The 16381-nt window shown below is 72.6% G+C and carries 14 protein-coding genes, 2 tRNA genes and 1 pseudogene; 2 read left to right on the top strand and 15 right to left on the bottom strand.

What is annotated here, in order from left to right:
* Positions 1–150: 150 nt before the first annotated feature.
* On the top strand, positions 151–417 hold the full coding sequence (gene rpsT / locus OHT74_RS25750) for a 30S ribosomal protein S20 (RefSeq protein WP_030010251.1): 267 nt from the start codon (positions 151–153) through the stop codon (positions 415–417).
* A 316-nt stretch (positions 418–733) separates the two neighbouring features.
* On the opposite strand, the gene holA is transcribed toward rpsT, so the two are convergent.
* Entirely contained in the window at positions 734–1726 is a 993-nt protein-coding gene (holA, locus tag OHT74_RS25745; RefSeq protein WP_328621520.1) for a DNA polymerase III subunit delta, read from the bottom strand.
* A gap of 76 nt (positions 1727–1802) precedes the next feature.
* Here holA and OHT74_RS25740 point away from each other — a divergent pair, with 76 nt between their 5' ends.
* Positions 1803–2045, top strand: a complete 243-nt coding sequence (locus tag OHT74_RS25740) for a hypothetical protein (RefSeq protein ID WP_266667137.1) — start codon at positions 1803–1805, stop codon at positions 2043–2045.
* Between the two features lie 32 nt (positions 2046–2077).
* On the opposite strand, the gene OHT74_RS25735 is transcribed toward OHT74_RS25740, so the two are convergent.
* From OHT74_RS25735 to OHT74_RS25670, 14 genes and pseudogenes are all read right to left on the bottom strand, one after another.
* Entirely contained in the window at positions 2078–2938 is an 861-nt protein-coding gene (locus OHT74_RS25735; RefSeq protein ID WP_266673053.1) for a YceI family protein, read from the bottom strand.
* A 157-nt stretch (positions 2939–3095) separates the two neighbouring features.
* Positions 3096–5468 (bottom strand): annotated as a pseudogene (locus tag OHT74_RS25730) (ComEC/Rec2 family competence protein); the annotation flags it as partial.
* The gene (locus OHT74_RS25725) at positions 5465–6475 is read right to left on the bottom strand and encodes a ComEA family DNA-binding protein (RefSeq protein WP_328621519.1); all 1011 of its coding nucleotides are present in this window, start codon (positions 6473–6475) and stop codon (positions 5465–5467) included. The pseudogene OHT74_RS25730 and the gene OHT74_RS25725, both read right to left, overlap by 4 nt.
* Positions 6476–6573: 98 nt before the next feature.
* Entirely contained in the window at positions 6574–7419 is an 846-nt protein-coding gene (locus OHT74_RS25720; RefSeq protein ID WP_266667133.1) for a DegV family protein, read from the bottom strand.
* Between the two features lie 251 nt (positions 7420–7670).
* Positions 7671–8426 (bottom strand): hypothetical protein, encoded by a 756-nt coding sequence (locus OHT74_RS25715; protein ID WP_266667131.1) that lies wholly within the window; start codon positions 8424–8426, stop codon positions 7671–7673.
* Positions 8427–8587: 161 nt separating this feature from the next.
* Positions 8588–11458 (bottom strand): leucine--tRNA ligase, encoded by a 2871-nt coding sequence (leuS, locus tag OHT74_RS25710; protein ID WP_328621518.1) that lies wholly within the window; start codon positions 11456–11458, stop codon positions 8588–8590.
* Positions 11459–11706: 248 nt separating this feature from the next.
* A tRNA-Ala gene (locus OHT74_RS25705) sits at positions 11707–11779 on the bottom strand.
* 185 nt (positions 11780–11964) lie between these two features.
* Positions 11965–12198, bottom strand: coding sequence for a hypothetical protein (locus OHT74_RS25700; RefSeq protein WP_008738908.1), 234 nt, complete (start codon positions 12196–12198; stop codon positions 11965–11967).
* Between the two features lie 144 nt (positions 12199–12342).
* Positions 12343–12415: transfer RNA gene (locus OHT74_RS25695), tRNA-Ala, on the bottom strand.
* 112 nt (positions 12416–12527) lie between these two features.
* The gene (locus tag OHT74_RS25690; protein ID WP_266673051.1) at positions 12528–13184 is read right to left on the bottom strand and encodes a histidine phosphatase family protein; all 657 of its coding nucleotides are present in this window, start codon (positions 13182–13184) and stop codon (positions 12528–12530) included.
* Entirely contained in the window at positions 13181–13627 is a 447-nt protein-coding gene (gene rsfS, locus OHT74_RS25685) for a ribosome silencing factor (protein WP_053786810.1), read from the bottom strand. The genes OHT74_RS25690 and rsfS overlap by 4 nt, the downstream gene beginning before the upstream one ends.
* Positions 13628–13747: 120 nt before the next feature.
* Positions 13748–15430 (bottom strand): LCP family protein, encoded by a 1683-nt coding sequence (locus OHT74_RS25680; protein ID WP_328621517.1) that lies wholly within the window; start codon positions 15428–15430, stop codon positions 13748–13750.
* A 24-nt stretch (positions 15431–15454) separates the two neighbouring features.
* Positions 15455–16072, bottom strand: a complete 618-nt coding sequence (gene nadD / locus OHT74_RS25675) for a nicotinate-nucleotide adenylyltransferase (protein ID WP_030297205.1) — start codon at positions 16070–16072, stop codon at positions 15455–15457.
* Positions 16073–16140: 68 nt separating this feature from the next.
* The gene (locus tag OHT74_RS25670) at positions 16141–16308 is read right to left on the bottom strand and encodes a hypothetical protein (RefSeq protein WP_037635354.1); all 168 of its coding nucleotides are present in this window, start codon (positions 16306–16308) and stop codon (positions 16141–16143) included.
* Positions 16309–16381 lie beyond the last annotated feature (73 nt).

Here is a 16381-nt window from a genome sequence, read left to right as displayed (position 1 = left end):
CAGGTTCCCATGGTCCCATGGACGGGGCGATGCGCTCGGTTTGGGCCGGTCGGAGCGTGCCTGGTAGCCTGGGCAGCTGTGTCTCGTATGCCCTCTCAGCTGTCGGGACACAATCCGAAGATCAAACTCTGAACCTGAAAAGGCTCTTTCGTGGCGAACATCAAGTCCCAGATCAAGCGGAACAAGACGAACGAGAAGGCGCGCCTGCGCAACAAGGCCGTCAAGTCTTCGCTCAAGACCGCGATCCGCAAGGCCCGCGAGGCCGTCCTCGCCGGTGACGTCGAGAAGGCCACCGTGGCTTCTCGCGCCGCCGCGCGTGCGCTCGACAAGGCTGTCTCGAAGGGTGTCATCCACAAGAACGCCGCCGCCAACAAGAAGTCGGCGCTGGCCACCAAGGTTGCCTCCCTCCAGGGCTGAGCTCTGATGTGATCGCCGGAACGGATCCAGCGGGCCCTCTCTCCCGCTCCTGACCGGCACCCCGCGCCGCACACGAAGCGTTCGCCACGCGGGTGCGGTGCAAACAAGAAGTAACCGAAGGCCCCGGCGCCCCCCTTCCCCAGGGCGGCCCCGGGGCCTTCGCTTTCCCCACAGCGCCCCCGCCGACCCATCCAGCCTCGCCGGCGTTTGAGGCGCGGGGGTTCGGGGCGGCGCCCCCGGCGGCGGCGCGGCAGCCGAACGATCCGGGGCGGAGCCCCGGGTGGGTGCACCTCCCAGCGGTTCGGCCGGCCGGAGGCTAGCGGCGCTGAGGCCGAGCCGCCCTCGCCACCGCGACAACGGCCTTCTCGAGCGCGTACCCGGGATCATCGCCCCCGCCCTTGACGCCGGCATCGGCCGCAGCCACGGCCCGCAGCGCCTCCGAGACCCCGTCCGCCGACCAGCCCCGCATCTGCTGACGCACCCGGTCGATCTTCCACGGCGGCATGCCCAGATCCCGCGCCAGGTCCCCCGGCCGGGCCCCCCGCGGCGCGGAGGCGAGCTTGCCGATCGCCCGGACCGCCTGTGCCAGCGCACTGGTGATCAGGACGGGCGCCACCCCCGTGGACAGCGACCACCGCAGCGCCTCGAGGGCCTCCGCCGCCCGCCCCTCGACCGCCCGGTCGGCGACCGTGAAGCTGGAGGCCTCGGCCCGGCCGGTGTAGTAGCGGCCGACCACGGCCTCGTCGATCGTGCCCTCGACGTCCGCGCACAGCTGCGCGGCCGCACTCGCCAGCTCCCGCAGATCGCTCCCGATCGCGTCGACCAGCGTCTGGCACGCCTCCGGGGTGGCCGACCGGCCCAGCGTGCGGAACTCGCCCCGCACGAACGCCAGCCGGTCCGCCGCCTTCGTCATCTTCGGGCAGGCGATCTCCCGCGCCCCGGCCTTGCGGGCCGCGTCCAGCAGCCCCTTGCCCTTGACACCGCCCGCGTGGAGGAGCACGAAGATGATCTCCTCGAACGGCGACGCGAGGTACGCCTTGACCTCCTTGACCGTGTCCGCGGACAGGTCCTGCGCATTGCGTACGACCAGCACCTTGCGCTCGGAGAAGAGCGACGGGCTGGTCAGCTCGGCGAGCGTGCCGGGCTGGAGCTGCTCGGGGGCGAGGTCCCGCACGTCCGTGTCGGCGTCGGCGGCCCGGGCGGCCGCCACCACCTCCCGTACGACGCGGTCGAGCAGCAGGTCCTCCTGCCCCACCGCGAGGGTGAGCGGGGCGAGCGGATCGTCGGTGGGGTTCTTCCTGGTGGCCATCGCGTCCAGCATCCCATGCCGCACTGACAGCCCCCCGCACCGCGGGCCCCCTCGCCCCGTACCCGAGAATGGCCGCGTGAACGTGCGACATGTACTGGTGCTGCCCGACCGCGACACCGCCGAGGAGGTGGCCCAGGAGGCCGTCGACCGCTTCGGCCTCCCCGAGGAACCGCAGCTGGTCCGCGATGCGCTGGCCGGCGAGGACGACGCCGAGGACGCCCAGTGGCTGGTGGTCGTCGAGGACCCGCAGGCACGGCTCGACGCCACGGTGCTGGACGGCCTCGCCGCCGAGTACGAGGGCTGGTTGGAAACCCCGTAACACCCCGCCGGCCCGCGCTCGGGGATGCCCGGCTAGGCCTTGTGCACGATCTGGATGTCCAGCGCCACTTCCACGCTCGAGCCGATCGCGGCTATCCCGTGGGCCAGCACGGACTGCCAGTTCAGGGTGAAGTCCTCGCGGTGCAGCTCGGTGGTGGCCCGGCAGGCCGCGCGCGGTTCGCCCTCCAACCCGGTGCCGAGGCCCAGGTACTCGGTGTCCAGGGTCACCGAGCGGCTGACCCCGTGCAGGGTCAGGGCGCCCGCGACGGTCCAGCGGCTGCCGCTGCGGTGGATGAACCGCTCGCTGTAGAACTCGACCGTCGAATGCCGTGCCGCGTCCAGGAAGTCGCCGGACCGCAGGTGGTCGTCCCGCAACCGCAAACCGGTGTCGATGCTTGCCGCGTCGATGATCACATGCATGGAGGAGTCCTCCATGCGGTCGGCTATCCGTACCGCCCCGGCGAACGTGTTGAACCGGCCGCGGATCCGGGCGAAGCCGATGTGCTGGGCCGTGAAGGCGATGGACGAATGCGCCGGGTCGAGTTCCCAGTGGCCGGGCGCCGGCAGCAGCGGCGGCTCCACGGCGTCGAGGACGATCTCCCCGGTGCCGGGCTGCGCCGGATCCCCCACCAGCGTCGCCCCATGGAAGGGGGCGTAGCCCTCGGCGGTGACGGAGAGCCGGTACTCGCCCTCCGGAACGGCCGCGGTGAACCCGCCGTACGGGTCGGTCTCGCCGCTGACGATGCGTCGGCCGATCGGGTCGGTGACCTCGAACTTGGCCTGTCTGACCGGCTGGTGGACGGTGTCGAGGACACGACAGCTGAGCAGCCGCGCCGTATGAGGCAGCGTCAGCGTCGCGGATGTGTGGGGACTGGCGCTTCCGGCCGTCTCCATCCCCCTTCGGCGACTGAACATGGTTGATGCACCCCCGTGCTGTGTGGACTTGTACCGCTCTGGCGAAGACGCATTCGATCATGCTGTCGGGTTGTGGGCAAACAGAAAGACGGTGTCCGGTATGCCCGTGTCGGCGCCGCCCCCGACGGGAGGGGAAAGCCTGCATCCGCGCGCCGCTCCCGGCGACGGCGATCGAGCCGTCGATGTCGGTGCGCAGTACGGTCGCGCCCAGGCTCCGCAGGTGCGCGAGCGTACCCGGTGCGGGGTGCCCGTAGCGGTTGCCCGCGCCGACCGGGACGATCGCGATCCGGGGCCGGACCTTCGCCTGCAGGCCGGGGTCCTGGTGTGCGGAACCGTGGTGGGCGACTTTGAGGACGTCCACCGGTCCAAGTTCCGGATGGGCCGTCAGAAGCGCCTGCTGCGAAGGCGGTTCGAGATCGCCGAGCAGGAGCAGGGTCAGGCTTGCGCCGCGGACCAGCAGGGCGACGCTGGCGTCGTTGGGCCCCTCCGGCCGCGGGCCGTCGGGCGAGGGCCACAGCACCTGCCACTCCAGCGGTCCGGCCCGGCGCCGCTCCCCTGCCGCGGCCGCCACGACGGGTACACGGGCGGCCGCCGCGGTCCTGCGGACGAACTCGGCCTGACCGGCCGGCTCTTCCAGTGTGGTGGTCTGAATCACACCCACGGCCCGCCCCCGCAGCACCCCGGACAGGCCGCCGACGTGGTCGGCGTGAAAGTGCGTCAGCAGGAGCAGCGGCACCCGGCTCACCCCCAGGGCTCGCAGGCATGCGTCCACCGGGCCCGGTTCGGGGCCGGCGTCCACCACCACGGCCGTGCCCGGGCCGGCGGCGAGTACGGCGGCGTCGCCCTGGCCCACCGCGCACTGGACGTAGCTCCAGTCGGGCGGCGGCCAGCGGGTGAGCGTACGGGTGAGCTGCGGCGGCCTCAGTACGGCCAGGAGCAGCAGCACGGCCAGGGCGGAGCACACCCACGGCCGGCGCCGGATCCGTGCGCCGACCGCCACGACGGCCAGGGTGGCAGCGGCCATCAGCAGTCCCCCGGTGAGCCCGCCCGGCCAGGCCAGCTCCGCGCCGGGCAGCCGCGCCCCGGCCCGCGCCACGGCGGCGATCCACCCGGCCGGCACCCCCGCGCAGCGGGCGAGCAGCTCCGCGACGGGCAGGGACAGCGGCGCCGCCGCGAGCGCCGCGAAACCGAGGACGGTCGCCGGACCCGCCGCGAGCTCGGCGAGCAGATTGCAGGGCACCGCGACCAGGCCCACCCGGGCCGAGAGCACGGCGACCACCGGCGCGCAGACCGCCTGCGCGGCCGCGGCGGCACCCAGCGCCTCGGCGAACCGGGGCCGCATCCCGCGCCGTTGCAGGGCTTCGCTCCAGCGCGGGCCGAGCGTGAGCAGGGACCCGGTGGCCAGGACCGAGAGCAGGAAGCCGGGGCTGCGGGCGAGCCACGGGTCGTAGAGCACCAGCAGCAGTACGGCGGCCGCCAGGGCGGGGACCAGGGATCTGCGCCGCCCGGTGGCGATGGCCAGCAGGGTGATCGCCCCGCACGCCGCGGCCCGCAGCACGCTCGGCTCCGGCCGGCACACCACCACGAACGCCAGCGTCAGCGCCGTCCCGCACAGAGCCGTCGCCCGCAGGGACAGCCCGAGGCGGGGTGCGAGCCCGCCCCGCTCGGCGCGCTGCGCGGAGGCGGGCGAGCCGATGAGCAGGAACAGCACCACGGTCAGGTTCGACCCGGACACGGCCAGCAGGTGCAGCAGGTCGGTGGACCGGAACGCCGCCTCCAGGTCGGGTGGCACCCGGGAGGTGTCCCCGACCACCAGCCCCGGCAGCAGGGCCCGGGCATCCGGGGCGAGCCCCTCGGTGGCCTCGCGCAGCCCGGCCCGCAGCCTCCCGGCCAGCCGCTGGACGGTACCGGGGCCGCCCGTCACCCGGGGCGGGGTGTCCGCGGCAGGCCGCAGCAGCGCCACGGCCCGCTCCCCGCCCCGGCCCGGGGCCAGCCGGGCGACAACCGCAACCCGGGTGGAAGGTTGCAGCCGGGCCCACTGCGGATGCCCGGCCAGCACCCGTACGGGGGTCTCGACGCGGGTCTGCTTCCCGTCGGGTCCGGTCACCCGGGTCGCCACCGCATCCAGGACGACCACGGGCGGGCCGCTCCCGCTGCGCGCGGGCCGCGGGTCGGAACCGACGGTGAGCTCGGCGAGGACCCGGGCGTGCTCCCCGGCCAGGCCCACGACCGGCCCGGCCCGCGCCTCGGCCCGCTGGAGGCCCGCCACCCCGGCACCGGCGGCCGCGCAGAGCAGGACGGCGGCCGCGGCCGTGCCGACCCGCCACAGCGACTCCGGACGCCGGCACCCGGCCAGGAGCAGCAGCCCCGCGCCGAGGACCGCGAGCCCGGCCCCGGCGGCGGCCCAGCCGGGCGGTGCGTCGAGGGCGAGGGCGGCCGCCGCCCAGGCGGCCAGCGCCGGTACCGCGAGGCGCAGATCCAGCGGGCCCGCGCCCTCGGGGCGGTTCACGGCCGGACCAGCTTGCGCAGGTCGGCGAACCGCCGCTCGCCGATGCCGTCGACCTGCCGGAGCTCCTCCACCGAGCGGAAGCCTCCGCGGGCGGTCCGGAACTCCACGATGTGCTGCGCCAGGACCGGGCCGACCCCGGGCAGGCCGTCCAGCTGCTCCACCGTGGCCGTGCCGAGGCTCAGCGGGCCGGAAGCGGAGCCGGGGCCGGCACCGGAACCCGGCACACCCGGAGCGGGCTGCGCCGGGGCGCCCACCACCACCTGCTCGCCGTCGAGCAGGACCCGGGCCCGGTTGAGCCCGGTGGTGTCCGTACCGGGCCGTACTCCCCCGGCGGCCGCCAGCGCGTCCTCGACCCGCGAGCCGGCGGGCAGCCGCCGCACGCCGGGATCGCGGACCTTGCCGCTGACGTCCACCACGATCCGTGTGCCGGCCCCTCCGGCGGCGACGGGAGGTCCGGGGCTCGGCGCCGACGACGGTGCCGTCGCCGGTGTGACCACCGAGGGCGCGGTCACGGGTTCCGGCCGGGCCGTCCAGTACTGCTGCGCACCGAAGGCGACGGCGGCGACCAGCACCACGGCCACGGCGGCCACCGTGCGCGGCTCCACGCCGCACCGGGCCTGCAGCCACATCGGCAGCCGCTCCCGCACGGCGAGCCGGAGCGCGACTCCGCCGGACAGCGGCGTCCCCCCGGGCGGCGGATCGGCCACGGACCGGATCCCGGACCCCGGACTCGACACCGCCGCCGGAGGCGGCACGTCCCGTGGCGGCACGTCCCGTGGCGGCACCTCCCCTGGCGGGGCCCCTCGTAGCGGCGCCTGCGGCGGCGGCGCCTGCGGCGGGCCGCTGCCGCCGAGCAGGGCTTCGGCCCGGCGGCGCACCGCCGCGGGCTCGGGGTGGTGCGGGCGGGCGCGGCCCCGCCGGTGGCGCAGCCGCCCGTCGGAGAGACGGGAACGGCCAGGTCCGCTGGTGGCTCCGGAAGGGTGCGAGGTACGTGTGCGAAGAGTCATGTCACGACGGTAGGGACGAATCCCGGCCGCGGTCCGGATTTATCAATTCCGGTGGATATCCCGATCGTTGTGGATAACCGGGCCACTCTTTCCGGTGATCAGCGGGGCGAGACGACCGCCGCCAGCAGCCCCGGCCCCGTGTGCGCGCCGATCACCGCACCGACCTCGCTGACGTGCAGCTCGACCAGGCCGGGGATGCGCTCACGGAGCCGCTGCGCGAGCTTCTCGGCCCGCTCGGGCGCCGCGAGGTGGTGCACGGCCACGTCGACGCTGCCCGCCCCGGCCCGCTCGACGGCCAGCTCCTCGAGGCGGGCGATGGCCTTGGAGGCCGTACGGACCTTCTCCAGCATCTCGATCCGCCCGCCCTCCAGCGTGAGCAGCGGCTTGACGGCGAGGGCCGAGCCCAGGAGGGCCTGGGCGGCCCCGATGCGGCCTCCGCGGCGCAGATAGTCGAGGGTGTCCACGTAGAAGTACGCCGACATGTTCGCGGCCCGCTTCTCGGCGGCGGCCACGGCTTCGTCCACGGAACCGCCGGCTTCGGCCGCCTCGGCGGCGGCGAGGGCACAGAACCCGAGGGCCATCGCGACCATGCCGGTGTCGACGACGCGGACGGGGACCGGGGCGGTCTTGGCTGCGACCACGGCGGCGTCGTAGGTGCCGGAGAACTCGGCGGACAGGTGCAGGCTGACGATGCCGGTCGCGCCGGCCTCTGCGGCCGCCCGGTAGGCCCGTACGAACTCCTCCGGGCTGGGGCGGGAGGTGGTGACCGGCCGCCGCTTCTGCAGGGCCAGGGCGAGGCTGCGGGCCGAGATCTCGGTGCCCTCCTCGAGGGCCTCGTCGCCGAGCACCACGGTCAGCGGGACGGAGGTGATTCCGTGCCGCGACATGGCCGGTTGGGGCAGGTAGGCCGTGGAATCGGTGACGATCGCGACATGGCGGGACATGAGCCGGAGGTTACCGCCAGTGGGGGTGCGACGGCAGCCCAGCCCCTGGCCGGGGGGACGGAGCGGCTGCTGCGCCGCCGCTCGGGCCCCGCGTTGCGCACGGCCCGGCATCCCACCCGCCCACTCGTTCGAGGAGCGGGCACAAGGCAGATCCGGCGCCGCCCCGGAGCCGTCGGCGTCTGCACCGGCGTGCGCCCGGCAGACCGACCGCGGGCCGGCCACGCGCGCCCGCCCCGGTCAGCGGTTGCGGCTCAGGTCGTCGTCTCCGGCCGCGGGGCCTTCTGCCACGGGTGGCGGGTCGGCGGGGCCGACGGGTTCAGGGCCGCCGGCTGCACGTCCTGGGTGCGCCCAGGGCGCCCCGCCGGGGGCTCCGGAGAACGGTCGACAGGCCCGGCCGTGGACGCCTGCCGGGCGTCCCACGCCGCTGCCGCCGCCGCGAGGTCGTCCACCGATTCGCGGGACCAGTCCCGCAGCGCCCCCGATTCGACCTCGATCTGCTCCGACAGCGTCGACAGGTCGTCCTCCGCGAAGCGCCGGGCCCGGTCGCGGGCCGCCCACCGCAGCGAGTCCGCGGCCTGCGTGATCTTGGCCGTCCGCTCCTTCAGCTCCGGCAGCATCCCGCTGATCCGCCCCCGGTCCGGCTCCTGCTCCAGCCGCTTCAGCTCGTCGTCCAGCTCGTGCCCGTGCGCGCTCAGCCGCTCGAACAGCCCGATCGACTCCTTCAGCGAGGCATCCGCCTGAACCCCCTGGTACAGCGCCTGCTGCGTGGCCCGCATCGACGTCCGCAGGTCCAGCCGCAGCTGCGCCAGTGCCCCGGCCACGCCCACCTGCCCGAAGCTCTTCGCCTTCAGCGCGGTGTCCTCCACGGTCCGGCGGGCCTGCGTGAGGGTGCGGTCCACGCCGCGCTTCGCCGCGCCGACGACCTTCACCGTGGCCCAGGCACCCAGCCCCAGGAAGGCGAACAGCACCAACAGGGCAAAGATGATGATCAACGCGCCCGCCTCCATGAGAGGCTCCCTTCCCCTGCCGATACCGTCCCCTCCACCGTAAACGCCACGGGCAGGTCGGGGGTTCCAAACGAACCCCCAACCTGCCCGTACGGGAACACCCCTAGATCAACCGGATCGACCGGATCGGATCGGCCCGACCGGATCAGGGGCACGGCGCGTCAGACGACGATGTTCACCAGCTTCGGCGCGCGCACGATCACCTTGCGGATCTCGGCCCCGCCCAGCGCCGCCACGACCGCCTCGTCGGCCAGCGCCAGCTGCTCCAGATCACCCTCGGAGATCGCCGGCGACACCTCCAGGCGGGCCTTGACCTTGCCCTTGATCTGGACGACGCAGGTCACGCTCTCGTCCACGACGTACGCCGGGTCCGCGACCGGGAAGTCCCGGTGGACCACCGAGTCGCTGTGGCCCAGGCGGTGCCACAGCTCCTCCGCGATGTGCGGGGCCAGCGGGGCGATCAGCAGGACCAGCCGCTCCGCGACCGAGCGCTCCAGCGGGCGGCCGGCCTTGGTCAGCGCGTTGTTCAGCTCGGTGATCTTCGCGATGGCGGTGTTGAAGCGCAGCCCCGCCATGTCCGCACCGGCCCCGTCGATCGCCTTGTGCAGCGCGCGCAGGGTGTCCTCGCCCGGCTCGCCGTCCACGACGGTGACCGCGCCGGACTCCTCGTCCACGATGTTGCGCCACAGTCGCTGCAGCAGCCGGTACTGGCCCACCACGGCCCGGGTGTCCCACGGACGCGAGACGTCCAGCGGGCCCATCGCCATCTCGTACAGGCGCAGGGTGTCCGCGCCGTACTCCTCGCAGATCTCGTCCGGCGTGACGGCGTTCTTCAGGGACTTGCCCATCTTGCCGTGCTCGCGCTTGACGGGCTCGCCCTGGTAGAAGTAGCCGCCGTCGCGCTCCTCGACCTCGGCAGCCGGCACGTACACACCGCGCGCGTCGGTGTACGCGTACGCCTGGATCATGCCCTGGTTGAACAGCTTGTGGAACGGCTCGGCCGACGAGACGTGGCCCAGGTCGAACAGCACCTTCGACCAGAAGCGCGCGTACAGCAGGTGCAGCACCGCGTGCTCGGCGCCGCCGACGTACAGGTCGACGCCGCCGTGCGGAGCGCCCTCGCGCGGCCCCATCCAGTACTGCTCGATCTCCGGGTCGACCAGCGCGGACCCGTTGCGCGGGTCCAGGTAGCGCAGCTCGTACCAGCAGGAACCGGCCCAGTTGGGCATGGTGTTGGTCTCGCGGCGGTACGGGCGCACCCCGCGGCCGTCGCCCAGGTCCAGCTCGACGCCGACCCACTCTTCGTTCCGCGACAGCGGGGTCTCCGGCTTGGAGGTGGCGTCGTCCGGCTCGAACGTGCGCGGCGAGTAGTCCTCGACCTCGGGCAGTTCCAGCGGCAGCATCGACTCGGGCAGCGCGTGCGCGACGCCGTCCTCGTCGTAGACGATCGGGAAGGGCTCGCCCCAGTAGCGCTGGCGGCTGAACAGCCAGTCGCGCAGGCGGAAGTTGACGGTGCCCTCACCGATGCCCTGCTCGGCCAGCCACGCGGTGATGGCGGCCTTCGCCTCGACGACGCCCAGGCCGTCCAGGGAGACGCCCTCGCCCGTCGAGTTCACGATGGTGCCGTCGTACGAGGAGAACGCGTCGTCCCACTCGGCCGGGTCGGCGTCGCGGTCGTCCGAGGGCTCCACGACGCAGCGCATCGGCAGCTCGAAGGCGCGCGCGAACTCGAAGTCGCGGCTGTCGTGCGCCGGGACGGCCATGATCGCGCCGGTGCCGTAGCCCATCAGCACGTAGTCCGCGATGAAGACGGGGACCTGGTCGCCGCTGACCGGGTTGATCGCGTACGCGCCGGTGAAGACACCGGTCTTGTCCTTGGCCTCGGCCTGGCGCTCGACGTCCGACTTCCCGGCGGCCTGCTTGCGGTACGCGTCGACGGCCTCGCCGGGGGTCGCGGCGCCGCCGGTCCACACCTGGTGCGTGCCCTCGGGCCACTCGGCGGGGACGACCTTCTCGACCAGCTCGTGCTCGGGCGCCAGCACCATGTAGGTGGCGCCGAACAGGGTGTCGGGACGCGTGGTGAACACCGTGATGGCGTCGTCGCCGACCGCGAAGTCGACGCGTGCGCCCTCGCTGCGGCCGATCCAGTTCCGCTGCTGCAGCTTGATGGCCTCGGGCCAGTCCAGCGCGTCCAGGTCGTCCAGCAGCCGGTCGGCGTACGCGGTGATCCGCATGTTCCACTGGCTCAGCTTGGCCTTGAAGACCGGGAAGTTGCCGCGCTCGGAGCGGCCGTCCGCGGTGACCTCCTCGTTGGCCAGTACGGTGCCCAGCCCGGGGCACCAGTTCACGGGCGCGTCCGAGGCGTACGCCAGCCGGTACTCGTTCAGCACGCCGGCGCGCTCGCCCGCGGTCAGGTCGGCCCAGGCGCGGCCCCCGGGAACCTCACGGGAGCCGTCCTCGAAGGCGGCGACCAGCTCGGCGATCGGGCGGGCCTTGGCCACGTCCGCGTCGTACCAGGAGTTGTAGACCTGCAGGAAGATCCACTGGGTCCACTTGTAGTAGTCCGGGTCGATCGTCGCGAACGAGCGGCGCTTGTCGTGGCCCAGGCCCAGCCGGCGCAGCTGGAGCTTCATGTTCTCGATGTTCGCCTCGGTGGACACGCGCGGGTGCGTGCCGGTCTGCACGGCGTACTGCTCGGCCGGCAGGCCGAAGGCGTCGAATCCCAGGGTGTGCAGGACGTTGTGGCCGGTCATCCGCTGGTGGCGGGCGAAGACGTCGGTGGCGATGTACCCCAGCGGGTGACCGACGTGCAGGCCCGCACCGGACGGGTACGGGAACATGTCCATGATGAACTTCTTGGGCCGCGCGACGACCGCCGCGTCCCCGGCCAGGTCACCGGTCGGGTTGGGGGCCTCGTAGGTGCCCTGCGCGTCCCATACGTCCTGCCAGCGTGCCTCGATGTCGGCGGCCATGGCAGCCGTGTAACGGTGCGCCTCGGCCGCCTCGGGGGCCGGGGTGTTCGTCTCGCTCATGATTTCTGAAGCTCCATCGATCGTCTCTGCCGTCTCTGCCTGCCCAAACGAAAAAACCCCTCGCACAGGAGGGGGCGCCGCGCCGATGCCGACCGTCTCGAAGGGTCGGCACTGATCAGCGCGGCTCGGTAAGCAGAAGGCGTACGGCACGCATGGCGCCAGGGTACCGCAGCGGGTCCGGCGGCCGCTCGACCGTTCCGCACAACGAGAAACGGACCACCCGATCCGGGTGGTCCGTTTCTCTTCTGTGGAGCTAAGGAGAATTGAACTCCTGACCTCCTGCATGCCATGCAGGCGCTCTACCAACTGAGCTATAGCCCCTTGCTTCTCTGCCGCCGGGCCCCTGCTCGGTTTCCCTTGCCGGTTCCCCCTGGCGACATCGAGAACATTACACGGTCATGGCCCAGGTCCAAAAATCGATTTCCGGGCGTTCGGCTTCGCCCGGTTCATCCCGTTCCGGACTCTGTTCCAGACCCCGCTCCTCATCCCTGTTCCGCGCCGCGGCTCTAGGCTCTGGCGAACTGGTAGAACCGCTTGAGCGTGCAGTGCTCGTCGAGCAGCCGGCCGTAGATCGGCTCCCCCTCCAGCTCGCGGTACGTCTCGATCGGGTCGCCTTTTATGATCAGCGCCCGCGCGCATTCCTCGCACCAGTACTGGTAGTCGGGGTTGACCGGGTCCATGTCCCGCACGATCGGCGTGCCGTTGTTGCACCAGTCGCACCGCCGCCGGTGTGCACCCATCCGTCAGCGACTCCCTCCCGCATCGGGCCGTCGACTCACCCCTCCGGCGGTCCGATTCTGCCACGCGGGTACGGGGCAGGTCAGCAGGCACCGAAGGAACAAACGGAAGGATCCCGCCCCCTGTTGGGGACGGGATCCTGATTGTGGAGCTAAGGAGAATTGAACTCCTGACCTCCTGCATGCCATGCAGGCGCTCTACCAACTGAGCTATAGCCCCGCTCTCCGCTGCGCTCCCCCCGTTTCCGGTGTTCTGCGCTGCGAACAAGAAGAACTCTAGCCTGCGACCAGCCGGAAAGTGAAATCCGGGTGGGAGCCGCCCTGAGGCGGTCTCAGTCGTCGTCGCCGAGCACCGGTTCCGGCAGCGTGCCGGCGTTGTGCTCCATCAGACGCCAGCCGCGCGCGCCCTCGCCGAGGACGGACCAGCAGCAGTTGGAGAGCCCGCCCAGGCTCTCCCAGTCGTACGCCTCCAGGCCCAGCAGACGGCCGATGGTCGTACGGATGGTCCCGCCGTGGCTGACCACGACGAGCGTGCCGCCCTCCGGCAGCCGGCCGGCGTGCTCGAGCACCACCGGCGCCGCCCGGTCGGCGACCTCGGTCTCCAGCTCGCCGCCGCCTCGGCGGACGGGCTCGCCGCGCTTCCACGCCGCGTACTGCTCGCCGTACTTCTCGATGATCTCGTCGTGCGTGAGGCCCTGCCACTCACCGGCGTACGTCTCGCGCAGCGCGGCGTCGTGGGTCACGGCCAGGCCCGTGACGGCGACCAGCTCGGCGGCCGTGGCGGCGGCCCGTTTCAGGTCGGAGGCCACGATGGCGTCCGGCTGCAGCGAGGCGAGCAGCCGGGCGGCGCGGCGCGCCTGCGCCACACCCGTCTCGGTCAGCTCGATGTCCGTGGAGCCCTGGAAGCGGCGCTCCAGGTTCCACGAGGTCTGGCCGTGTCGCCAGAGGACGATCTTCCGGCCGGTCTTCCCGGTGGCGGTCGCGCTCAGAACAGATCACCGTCCAGGTCGTCGTCGCCCGCCGCCTCGCGCAGCTTGGCGTGCTCCTCCGCCTTGCCCTTGGTGAGCTTGGCGTCCTCGGGCAGCTCGATCTCGGGGCAGTCCTTCCACAGGCGCTCCAGCGCGTAGAAGACCCGCTCCTCGCTGTGCTGCACGTGGACGACGATGTCGATGTAGTCGAGCAGGATCCAGCGGGCGTCGCGGTCGCCCTCGCGGCGCACCGGCTTGGCGCCGAGCTCCTTGAGCAGGCGCTCCTCGATCTCGTCGACGATCGACTTGACCTGGCGGTCGTTGGGCGCCGAGGCGAGCAGGAAGGCATCGGTGATCGACAGCACGTCGCTGACGTCGTACGCGATGATGTCGTGCGCGAGCCGGTCGGCCGCGGCCTGGGCGGCGGCGGTGATGAGCTCGATGGAGCGGTCCGTGGCGGTCACTGGCCATGCTTTCGGGTTGGCGGGCAGATCCTTACAAGGGTCTCATGTACCGCCGACCCCGCCCGCGCGCAGCGTCCCGCGCGGGCCGGGGCACTCCCCGAAGGCCTGGTCAGGCCCGGGTCAGGACGGTTTGTAGTCCTTGCCCAGGGTCACCACGACGTCGGCGTTCACGGCGTTCTCGCCCTTCTTCACGGCGGTCTCCGGCAGGCCCAGCGTCTTGGCGACCTCGACCGCCTTGGCCCGCTGCGCGTCGTCCTGGTACGTGATCTGCGTGGCGGGCTGGGTCTTGTCGGCCTTGCCGCCGTCCACGAAGGTGTAGCCGCCGTTCAGCAGGGCCGCCTTCGCCGCGACCTGCGTCTTGTCGTCGCCGGTGGCGTCCTTGAGGCCGACGCGCGGCGCGGTGCCGGCCTGGGCCGCCGTGAAGCTGCCGCCGAGGACCTCCTTGACGACGTTCTTGTTGGCGTCGTCGGTGAGCGTGCCGTCCGGCTTCACCGCGAGGACGTCCGTGCGGTACGCGTCGGCGCCCTCCTTGGCGTGCTCGCCGAGCCTGGCCAGCAGGGCGCCGAGGGCCTGGGCGTTCAGGGAGGGGTCGAGGATCTGGCCCATGCTCTCGACGGTGACGGTCGCCGACTTCGCGTCGCCGGGGATCTTGCGCAGCACGCCGTAGAGGACCTTGCCGAGGCGGTCCAGCTGCTTGGCCTCGGGCTCGCCCTGGGCGCGGTGGGTGGCGTACGCGACGGCCATCGCACCGCTGAGGTGCTGCTTCTGGCCCTGGGCCACGGCCGGGGTCTTGGCGGCGTCGTCGGCCGGGACCGCGGTGTCGGTGTCGGTCTCGATGCCGCCGACCAGCTCGACCAGGTTCTCCAGGAAGGGGGTGTCCAGGCGCCAGGTGCCGCCGATGTGGGTGCCGAGCACCGAGTCGAGGGAGTCCCGTACGCCCACGCCGCCGTCCTCGACCGCCTTGCCGAGGCCCGCGGCGGTGCCGTCGTCCTTGGGGACGCCCAGCGTGTTCGGCAGCAGGACGGTGGCGCCCTTCTTGGTGGTGACGTTGTCGACGAGCAGCGCCGTGGAGGTGCCGCCCTTCTTGGTGTTGTGCAGGTGGACGACGATCATGTCGCGCTTCTGCGGTCCGGCGGCGGCCGCGGAGTCCTTCTTCTGCCCGGGGCCGTCGAGGAACGGCAGCTTGCCCGCGTACCAGAGGTAGCCGACGCCGCCGACGGCGAAGAGGGCGAGGACGACGATCAGGGCGACCACCCGGTTGCGGCCGCGGCGGCGGGCCTCCTCGCGGCGCTCGGTCCGGCTCTCGGTGAACTTGAGCCAGTCGATGACGTCCTCGGAGTCCTCGTCCGGCTGGTCGATGAACGCGAACTGCTCGGTGCGGTAGTCGGGCGCGGACTGCCCGTCCTCCTCGGCCCGGCGCGGTTCGGGGACCTGGGCGGGGCGCGGGGGCTGCGGCTCGGCCGCGGGGGCCGGGGCGGGGGGCTCGGAGGCGGCCTGCTGCGGGATCCACTGCTGGGTCTGCTGCGTGTGCTGGGTGTCGTACCCGTAGCCGGGGGCCTGGGTGTACTCCTGCCGGCCGTAGTCAGGAGCGGCCGGCTGCTGCGGCTGCTGCTGGTAGTACGCCTGCTGGCCGTAGCCCTGGTGGTCGTAGCCGTACTGCTGCTCGTACGCCTGCTCGTACTGGGCGGGCTGCGCGGGCACCTGGCCGTACACCGGCCGCCCGTACGCGTCGTAGCCGATGAGCTGCTGCTCCTGTGCTGCGCCCGAATCGTACCGGTCGTACGGATCCTGTCGGTCGTTCACCGCGGGGCCCCTCTCTCCGGAAGCTCAGGCTCCCCGGTACAGCTCACGCTTGTCGATGTAGCGCACCACACCGTCGGGCACCAAATACCAGACAGGATCCCCCTGGGCGACCCGTGCGCGGCAGTCCGTGGACGAAATCGCCAGCGCGGGCACCTGCACCAGCGAGACGCCGTCCTCGGGGAGCCCGTCGTCGGTGAGCACGTGGCCCGGCCGGGTCACTCCGATGAAGTGGGCGAGCGAGAAGAGCTCGTCGGCATTCCGCCAGGTCAGGATCTGGGCGAGGGCGTCGGCGCCGGTGATGAAGAAGAGGTCGGCGTCTTCGTTGAGCGCGCTCAGATCCCGCAGGGTGTCGATCGTGTACGTCGGCCCGCCGCGGTCGATGTCGATGCGGCTCACCGAGAACTGGGGGTTCGAGGCCGTCGCGATGACCGTCATCAGATAGCGGTCCTCGGCGGGGGACACGGCGCGCTGCGACTTCTGCCACGGCTGGCCGGTCGGTACGAACACCACCTCGTCGAGGTGGAACAGGGCGGCCACTTCACTGGCGGCCACCAGGTGTCCGTGGTGGATCGGGTCGAATGTCCCGCCCATCACGCCGAGCCGGCGCTTGACCGGGCCGGTAGGCATCTCCTGCTCTCCCATGAGCGCAGAGCCTACTGGCCCGGCGGAGCGGCGTGGACCCGCATTCGAGCGTGTGCGCGAGCGCGGGTTCAGCGGTCGCGGTTCAGGCGCGTGGTCACCCAGAGCATCAGCAGCAGGATGAACAGCGCGCCGCCACCGGTCAGGTACGGGTTCAGGCTGTCGTGGTTGCCGCCGTGCTGCTCGGCGCCCTCCGACGCGAGAACGACCAGGTTGTGGGCGGTGGTGGAGAGGCTCATCAGGCAGATACCTATCGAGTCGGGGAGCGGGCGGAGACTTCGCTCACATCGTATGCGGGGGCCTGGGGCACGC

Origin of the sequence: Streptomyces sp. NBC_00354, from assembly GCF_036106915.1 — a bacterium.
In the GTDB taxonomy this organism is placed as follows: Bacteria; Actinomycetota; Actinomycetes; order Streptomycetales; family Streptomycetaceae; genus Streptomyces.
The sequence above is the reverse complement of the archived record's forward strand: the minus strand, read 5'-3'. Positions and strand labels throughout refer to the sequence as shown.

Bases quoted from the DNA above. Each gene is read 5' to 3' on its own strand.
- OHT74_RS25700 (WP_008738908.1), bottom strand. From the start codon at position 12,198: ATGGGTGCACACCGGCGGCGGTGCGACTGGTGCAACAACGGCACGCCG.
- OHT74_RS25735 (WP_266673053.1), bottom strand. From the start codon at position 2,938: ATGGAGACGGCCGGAAGCGCCAGTCCCCACACATCCGCGACGCTGACG.
- leuS (WP_328621518.1), bottom strand. From the start codon at position 11,458: ATGAGCGAGACGAACACCCCGGCCCCCGAGGCGGCCGAGGCGCACCGT.
- OHT74_RS25725 (WP_328621519.1), bottom strand. From the start codon at position 6,475: ATGACTCTTCGCACACGTACCTCGCACCCTTCCGGAGCCACCAGCGGA.
- holA (WP_328621520.1), bottom strand. From the start codon at position 1,726: ATGGCCACCAGGAAGAACCCCACCGACGATCCGCTCGCCCCGCTCACC.
- OHT74_RS25720 (WP_266667133.1), bottom strand. From the start codon at position 7,419: ATGTCCCGCCATGTCGCGATCGTCACCGATTCCACGGCCTACCTGCCC.
- OHT74_RS25670 (WP_037635354.1), bottom strand. From the start codon at position 16,308: ATGAGCCTCTCCACCACCGCCCACAACCTGGTCGTTCTCGCGTCGGAG.
- nadD (WP_030297205.1), bottom strand. From the start codon at position 16,072: ATGGGAGAGCAGGAGATGCCTACCGGCCCGGTCAAGCGCCGGCTCGGC.
- OHT74_RS25715 (WP_266667131.1), bottom strand. From the start codon at position 8,426: ATGGAGGCGGGCGCGTTGATCATCATCTTTGCCCTGTTGGTGCTGTTC.